This window comes from Pseudomonas folii, from assembly GCF_014357575.1.
Taxonomy (GTDB): domain Bacteria; phylum Pseudomonadota; class Gammaproteobacteria; order Pseudomonadales; family Pseudomonadaceae; genus Aquipseudomonas; species Aquipseudomonas folii.
Genome location: NZ_JACONW010000047.1, coordinates 31,832 through 38,737 on the forward strand (window position 1 = coordinate 31,832; position 6,906 = coordinate 38,737).

At 56.6% G+C, this 6,906-nt stretch carries 5 protein-coding genes and 1 pseudogene; 4 read left to right on the forward strand and 2 right to left on the reverse strand.

The features are described 5' to 3' along the window. Positions 1-168 precede the first annotated feature (168 nt). The gene (locus tag H8S59_RS12215; RefSeq protein WP_187521568.1) at positions 169-1,173 is read right to left on the reverse strand and encodes an NADP-dependent oxidoreductase; all 1,005 of its coding nucleotides are present in this window, start codon (positions 1,171-1,173) and stop codon (positions 169-171) included. Between the two features lie 324 nt (positions 1,174-1,497). Here H8S59_RS12215 and H8S59_RS12220 point away from each other — a divergent pair, with 324 nt between their 5' ends. The 4 genes and pseudogenes from H8S59_RS12220 to H8S59_RS27290 all read left to right on the forward strand — a co-directional run bounded on the left by H8S59_RS12220 (position 1,498) and on the right by H8S59_RS27290 (position 5,437). Further along, positions 1,498-1,986, forward strand: a complete 489-nt coding sequence (locus tag H8S59_RS12220; RefSeq protein WP_187521569.1) for a hypothetical protein — start codon at positions 1,498-1,500, stop codon at positions 1,984-1,986. A 241-nt stretch (positions 1,987-2,227) separates the two neighbouring features. Beyond that, on the forward strand, positions 2,228-3,160 hold the full coding sequence (locus H8S59_RS12225; protein WP_187521570.1) for a S66 peptidase family protein: 933 nt from the start codon (positions 2,228-2,230) through the stop codon (positions 3,158-3,160). Positions 3,161-4,351: 1,191 nt separating this feature from the next. After that, positions 4,352-4,576 (forward strand): annotated as a pseudogene (locus H8S59_RS27285) (HAMP domain-containing protein); the annotation flags it as partial. Beyond that, complete coding sequence (locus tag H8S59_RS27290) at positions 4,574-5,437, forward strand: methyl-accepting chemotaxis protein (RefSeq protein WP_425504573.1); 864 nt, start codon at positions 4,574-4,576, stop codon at positions 5,435-5,437. The pseudogene H8S59_RS27285 and the gene H8S59_RS27290, both read left to right, overlap by 3 nt. Positions 5,438-5,582: 145 nt before the next feature. Here the strand turns inward: H8S59_RS27290 and H8S59_RS12235 are convergent, their stop codons facing one another. Further along, complete coding sequence (locus H8S59_RS12235) at positions 5,583-6,776, reverse strand: benzoate/H(+) symporter BenE family transporter (RefSeq protein WP_095099617.1); 1,194 nt, start codon at positions 6,774-6,776, stop codon at positions 5,583-5,585. Between the last annotated feature and the right edge of the window lie 130 nt (positions 6,777-6,906).

The window sequence follows — 6,906 nt, forward strand, 5'->3', positions numbered from 1 at the left end:
CGGTGGGCAGGCAGAATGCATTCGCAGCCTGCGGCAGCTCCTACAGATTGATTTATGGCAATGAGTCTCGCGCCAAACGGCAGACCTGTAGGAGCGCACGAGCCCCTGAGGAATGCATTGCAATTCGGTGATGATGTTTTGGATTGATAGAACCCCGATTTCTCGAGGCTAAACCTTCAACACCAACTTCCCGAAATTCTCGCCTTTGAACAGCCTCTGCAGCGTTTCGGGAAAGGTTTCCAGACCATCGACAATGTCTTCGCGGCTCTTGAGCTTGCCCTCAGCCATCCAGCCAGCCATTTCCTGCCCGGCAGCGGCAAACTTGCTGGCGTAGTCCATGACCACAAAACCCTCCATGCGGGCGCGATTAACCAGCAGTGACAGGTAATTGCTCGGGCCTTTGACGGGCGAGGTGTTGTTGTACTGACTGATCGCGCCGCAGATCACGACTCGTGCCTTGGGGGCGAGACGGCTGAGTACCGCGTCGAGAATGTCACCACCGACGTTATCGAAATAGACGTTCACGCCTTTGGGGCACTCACGCTTCAGTCCGGCCAGCACATCCTCGTTCTTGTAGTCGATGACGCCGTCGAATCCAAGCTCATTGATCAGCGACTGACATTTCTGTTCGCCGCCTGCGATGCCGATCACCCGGCAGCCTTTAAGCTTGGCAATCTGCCCGGCCACGCTGCCCACCGCACCCGCTGCGCCGGAAATCACCACGGTGTCGCCGCTCTGCGGTGCGCCGACATCGAGCAACGCAAAGTAGGCAGTCATGCCGGTCATGCCGAGCGCTGAGAGGTAGCGGGGCAGTGGCGCGAGCTTCGGGTCTATCTTGTAGAAGCCTTTCGGTTCACCCAGAAAGTAATCCTGAACGCCCAGCGCGCCTTGAACAAAATCACCCTCCGCGAACTGGTCACTCTGCGAAGCGATGACTTCGCCTACGCCCAGTGCGCGCATTACCTCGCCCAGTCCGACTGGCGCGATATACGACTTGCCCTCGTTCATCCAGCCGCGCATGGCCGGGTCCAGTGACAAGTAATGGTTCTTGACCAGAATCTGCCCGGTTGCCAGCTCGCCGACCGGTACTTCCTGATAGGTGAAGTCCTCGCGACTGGCGTGTCCGACCGGGCGCTTGGCGAGCAGGAATTGGCGGTTGGTGGGGGTACTCATGGCATTTCCTCATGGATTCTCAAAGGTTGATTGAAGTCGCTGAGGCGCTACCCGGCAAGTGAAGATCATTGCGCGAATGCGTTGCGATCCAGTTGGATGATGACGCGCTCTATATGTACAGGTCTTTCTCTTCAAGCAATTGTTTTGATAAGGGCGAATTTTTTTGTAATTTTTTACAAGTGTGTGTGCAGTTATGTACAGAAGGTATTTTCGTAATGTCCGGTAAGAGTTTCAAAGGGCTAAGGGGTGTTATCAGCATTCTGTTTATGGAGAATTCCCGAGCCCCGGATGGGGGTGGCTTGCTTTATCCAAATGGAGTAATAAGTGAAAACGTTAACAACTTCTCTTGCTGCACTGGCTTTGTCGGTCGCGTCGGTCAGTCAAGTAATTGCCAGTCCTGCTGACCCCCTGTTTATTTCCGGTGACTACACCTGTACAGGTTTTGACAGCCATGACGGTGCGTTCAAAGGCGCACTAAAGTTGACGGTGGACGAGCAGGCCAGTCATTTTCAGCAAAATTTCGGTGCCTATAAATTCACGTTTGATGTTGATGGGCATGCGTCAAGTTACTCGGGTTATGCCGCCGCGCAGGGGCAATCCCTGGCGATGTATTTCGCCAACGACAGCCAACAGGCATCCACAGATCGTGGGGTGGGTATGGCATTGATTACTCATGATCAGGATGCGGCCGGCCGGTTCACCACCACGCTGCACAAATCGTATTATCTGCCGGACTACATGCGCACTTCAAAAGAGGGCAAGGGGGCAGGCGGGCGCGGCACAGAAGTCTGTACCAAGGTCATGAAGCGATAGTGGGCGCTATCTGGGTTCGGTGGCTCACCGCTTGAATAAAGCGTGCTTGCGACGGCTGTCTCTATATAAAAAGTGGCCGTCGCTATTCCGCGTGCAGTAAACATCCTCATGTTCGATTTCGCCGCGGGCTGCAGACAGCTGAAAAAGTACTCGATATCCAGCGATAAAATATTTATGTAGGTAGATCAATAGTCGAGACTGATCTACATTGTTTCCATCGCCTGAAACTTGAGTTTTCGTAATGCCTTCCATCTGTTTGCCAACCCTTCGCCCTGATGCGCTTCGCCCTGGAGACGCAGTCGCTCTGGTTTCACCTGCTGGCCCGGTGGCGGCGGCAAAGGTCGAGAGCGCAGCAGAGGTTCTCAAGAGCTGGGGTCTGATACCCCGGATCTATCCTCATGCACTGGATACCCATTCTTTTTACGCGGGCACCGACGAGCACCGGCTCGCAGACTTCAATGCTGCGTTGGCTGATCCGGAGATCCGCGGACTCTTTTGCAATCGTGGCGGATATGGGGCGCAGCGTATCGTTCAGCATCTTGATTTCGATGCGGTTAGACGCGATCCGAAGCTGGTAATCGGTTTTTCTGACATCACTGCTTTTCACGGCGCGCTCTGGGAGCACGCGCGACTGGCGACCATCCACGGGCCAGTGGCCAGTCAGCTTGAGCGCGGCGGCGTGTTCGTCAGTGGCTTGCAACACGTGACCATGAGCACCGAACCGGTTCTGATTGCCGCCGATGCAACGGAGCGCACTTTCGATGTGCGTACTCGCGGCACGGCCCGCGGTGTATTGCTGGGAGGCAATCTCAGCATACTCAGCAGCAGTGTGGGTACTGATTACATGCCCGACCTTAACGGCGCCATTCTGTTGATCGAAGATGTGAGCGAAGCGGCCTATCGTGTCGACCGCCTGCTTACTCATCTACTTAACAGTGGTGCGCTTAATGGGCTGGCAGGTATCGCTGTTGGGCAGTTCAGTGAACCCAAGGGCGCTACAGGAACAATTACCCATTCAAGTGTCTTGATGGAAAGACTGGGTGATCTGGGCATTCCTGTTCTGGGCGGTCTTTCCATTGGTCACGACGCCGTCAACCATGCAGTGCCCCTGGGCATCGAAGCCACTCTCGATGTGGATGCCGGAACCTTGCTGGTTGGTGCTGCAACTCGCTGACAACCCCAGTACATGTCAGCGCTACACGCCGGGTAATTGCCCCTGATCGGGCATTTACCCTGGGATTGCTCCGAGGCTGGTCACTCTTGTCAGCCCGAAGCACCGTGCTCCAGGCTGACCGTTTGTCCGGAGTCTTCAAGAAACAGTCTGAAAGCGACTCCGGCATAGCTATTTGCCATTATCTCGACGTCAAAGTCTTGTACATCCCCTGACCCATTGCGAATCTGCACGATTATTGAATGGCGTGAATCAACGGCCTCAGCATTCGGCCAAAACGCCTTGAGTGATCGAACGGAGATGAGCGCTATGATTTCGGCCGTGCAAGCTCGCGTTGCCAACCTGGGGATGGCAAAGAAACTCGGCGTGGGTTTCACCCTGGTTTTGTTGCTGACCGCTCTGGTGGCGGCCATTGGTGTCTGGTCGCTGAAAAACATCAGCGCTCACTTCGATGGCCTTAACCAGATGTCTTCCCTGAACAGTGGGCTGCTCAAGGTTCGGTTGCTGGAGCAGGAATACGCGCTGCGCAGTGATCCGAAGATCGTGGAGCAACTGCATGTCGGGATTGATGAGTTGAATGCACTGGCTGAGCAATTGAAAAGCCAGTCCCCCGCCAGCGAGTCGCGTATGACCGAGGTCCAGCAGACGCTGGGGGCTTATCGCAAATCATTCGATCAGTTCGTCGATATCAGCCAGAGCAAGGACATTGCGCTGGAAATGGCCAGTTGGTCAGTCTCCAGCGTTGCCAACAATCTGGATGTTTTACAGGCAGGGCTGGCGGATGACGGCGCCTATGGGCTCAAGGAGTCCAAGGGAGAGCAGGGGGCTGAATTCATCGAGCAGGCCAATCAGGTCAGCCAGGTCTCCAGACTGATGATGCAGGCGATGGACGAGGCCCGGGTGCGTCTTGATAAAAGCCGCAAGACGGGCTCGGGTGATGAGGTCAAGACTGGCAAAATCCAGCAGGCCGATGAGGCAAGGGCGCTGGCCGAGGAGCTTAAAGGTGTCGTCAAGGACGAGGGCTATCTGACTGTGTTGGGTGAAGTCAGTACGCACATCGTCAATTTCACTGAAAAGCTGAACGAGTACACCGACCTGCTCGACAGCGAAGCTCAGGTATCACTGCAGCTGGCTGCCAACGCCACGCAGGTTGTCGAGCAGGTGAAGCAGGCCTACGCCGCTGAAGATCAGTCGATGCAGGCGCAGCTCACCACGAACACGTGGCAGATCATCGGTTCATCAGTGGTGGCCTTGCTGGTGGGTGTCATCGCTTCGCTGTTGATCACTCGTCTGATCGTTCTGCCGTTGCGCAGCGTGATTGCCACTGCGCAACGAATTGCTGCGGGGGACTTGAGCGGTAGTATCGATATACGGCGCAAGGATGAGATCGGCCAACTGATGCTCGCCATGCAGCAAATGGGTGCTGGCCTGAGTGGCATAGTCAGAGGTCTGCAAGCGGGTATCGATCAGTTGGCCAGCTCCGCGCATTCCCTTTCGGCAGTGACCGAACAGACTAATCGGGAAGTCAGTCATCAGCAGGAAGAGACCGAGCAGGTCGCGACGGCCATGAATCAGATGACGGCAACCGTGCATGACGTCGCCCGCAATGCGGAAGAGGCCGCGCTTGCCGCGCAGAGCGCTGATGAGCAGGTCGACAGTGGCCAGGCAGTGGTGCGTCAAAGTTTGCAGCGCATTGAACAGCTGGCCAGTTCTTCTGCGTCTGCCAGCGACAGCATTCAGAGCCTAAGCGCCGAGATTCAGAACATTGGCACGGTGCTCGGGGTCATCAAAAGCGTGGCCGAACAGACCAATCTGTTGGCACTGAACGCCGCCATTGAAGCGGCGCGCGCAGGTGAGCAGGGCAGGGGCTTCGCAGTGGTTGCCGACGAGGTAAGAGCGTTGGCCAAGCGAACTCAGCAATCCACTGAGGAAATCGAACGACTCGTCAGCAGCCTTCGCAATGGTGCCTCTGCCTCTGTGGCACAAATCCACAGCAGTGGTGAACTGGTCAAGCTTGCGGTCAGCGATGCGCTGCAAACCGAAAGCGCGTTGGGCAGCATCGCTGCGGCGGTTTCGATGATCCAGCAGATGAACCAGCAAATTGCCGCAGCGGCAGAACAACAGACCTCGGTAGCCGAAGAGATCAACCGCAGTGTCACCAACATTCGCGCCAGCGCCGACCAGTCAGCCCTGGCCATGCGTAGCAATGCGGCATCGAGCACCGAGCTGGCGTCACTTGGGACCGAGCTGAAAGGGATGGTCGGGCATTTCAGGTTGTAGCGAAACACTGAATCTTACTGGCCTGTAGGAGCTGCCGAAGGCTGCGAAGCACTTAGTCTGATGCACCGCAATCGCAGCCTTCGGCAGCTCCTACAGATCACTCGTTTGTTGCGCAAAAGAGTTAGACCCACAGATCGTCTTGTCTCTACCTGCGAGACGTACCATTGAGGATCAGCATTGTCACAACCCCCGCCACAATTCCCCAGAACGCCGAGCCAATCGAAAGCAGGGTCAGGCCTGAAGCCGTGACCATGAAAGTGATCAGTGCCGCTTCACGCTCCCTGGGTTCGTTCATGGCAACGGTCAGGCCGTTGATGATCGAGCCGAACAATGCCAGGGCGGCAATCGACAGCACCAGCTCTTTGGGGAACGCGGCAAACAATGCTGCCAGCGCTCCACCGTAGATGGCCGCAATGGCATAGAAGATTCCACACCAGATGGCCGCTGTGTAACGTTTGTCACGGTCCTCATGAGCGTGGGCGCTGGTGCAAATAGCCGCGCTGATGGCGGCCAGATTGATCCCGTGGGAGCCGAACGGCGCCAGCAACAATGAAGCGATGCCAGTGACTGAAATCAGCGGCGAGGCCGGCACGTGGTAACCATCAGCGCGCAATACGGCGACGCCCGGCATGTTTTGCGACGTCATGGCCACCACAAACAGCGGGATGCCGATGCTTACCGTTGCCGCCAGGGAAAACTCCGGCGTCGTCCAGACCGGCATTGCGACTTCCAGAGTAAAACCGCTGAAGTCCAGCAACCCCAGCCAGCCCGACAGTACGATACCCACCAGCAGCGCAGCCAGTACGGCATAGCGTGGTGATACCCGTTTGATCAGCAGATAGGTGAAGAACATGCCCAAGACCAACGTGGTGCGGTGTTGGGCGGCGACGAAGATTTCGCTGCCGATCTTGAACAGAATGCCTGCCAGCAACGCTGCAGCCAGAGATGCCGGAAGCTTTTTTACCAGTCGATCAAAGCTGCCGGTCACCCCGCAAATGATGACTAGCACAGCGCAGGTGATAAACGCGCCGATGGCTTCCGGATACGCCACACCGCCCAGGCTGGTGATCAGCAAGGCAGCGCCGGGGGTCGACCATGCCACCGTGATAGGCGTCCGGTAGCGCAAGGAAAGACCGATGCTGCACACCGCCATACCCACGAACAATGCCCAGATCCACGAAGAAATCTGCGCACTGGTCAGCCCCGCTGCCTGACCTGCCTGGAACATCAGCACCAGCGAACTGGTACAGCCCGTCATCATGGCGATAAAACCAGCGACTATTGCAGCGGGGGAGGTGTCGGCCAATGGGCGTAGGCGGGCAGGGGGTGAGGCGTTCATCGATCCATCCTTGAGCATGTGCAACGGCAGGTCGCAAGCGTAAACGTAGTGGTATCAGAGTGTTGCGATACAGCGGGATTCGTAAACGTGAGTACAGTTACGACTGCATTCAAATGTTTTTCTGTAGGAG

Excerpts from the sequence above, each read along its gene's own strand:
- H8S59_RS12235 (WP_095099617.1), bottom strand. The coding sequence starts at position 6,776 with ATGAACGCCTCACCCCCTGCCCGCCTACGCCCATTGGCCGACACCTCC.
- H8S59_RS27290 (WP_425504573.1), top strand. The coding sequence starts at position 4,574 with ATGGGTGCTGGCCTGAGTGGCATAGTCAGAGGTCTGCAAGCGGGTATC.
- H8S59_RS12225 (WP_187521570.1), top strand. The coding sequence starts at position 2,228 with ATGCCTTCCATCTGTTTGCCAACCCTTCGCCCTGATGCGCTTCGCCCT.
- H8S59_RS12215 (WP_187521568.1), bottom strand. The coding sequence starts at position 1,173 with ATGAGTACCCCCACCAACCGCCAATTCCTGCTCGCCAAGCGCCCGGTC.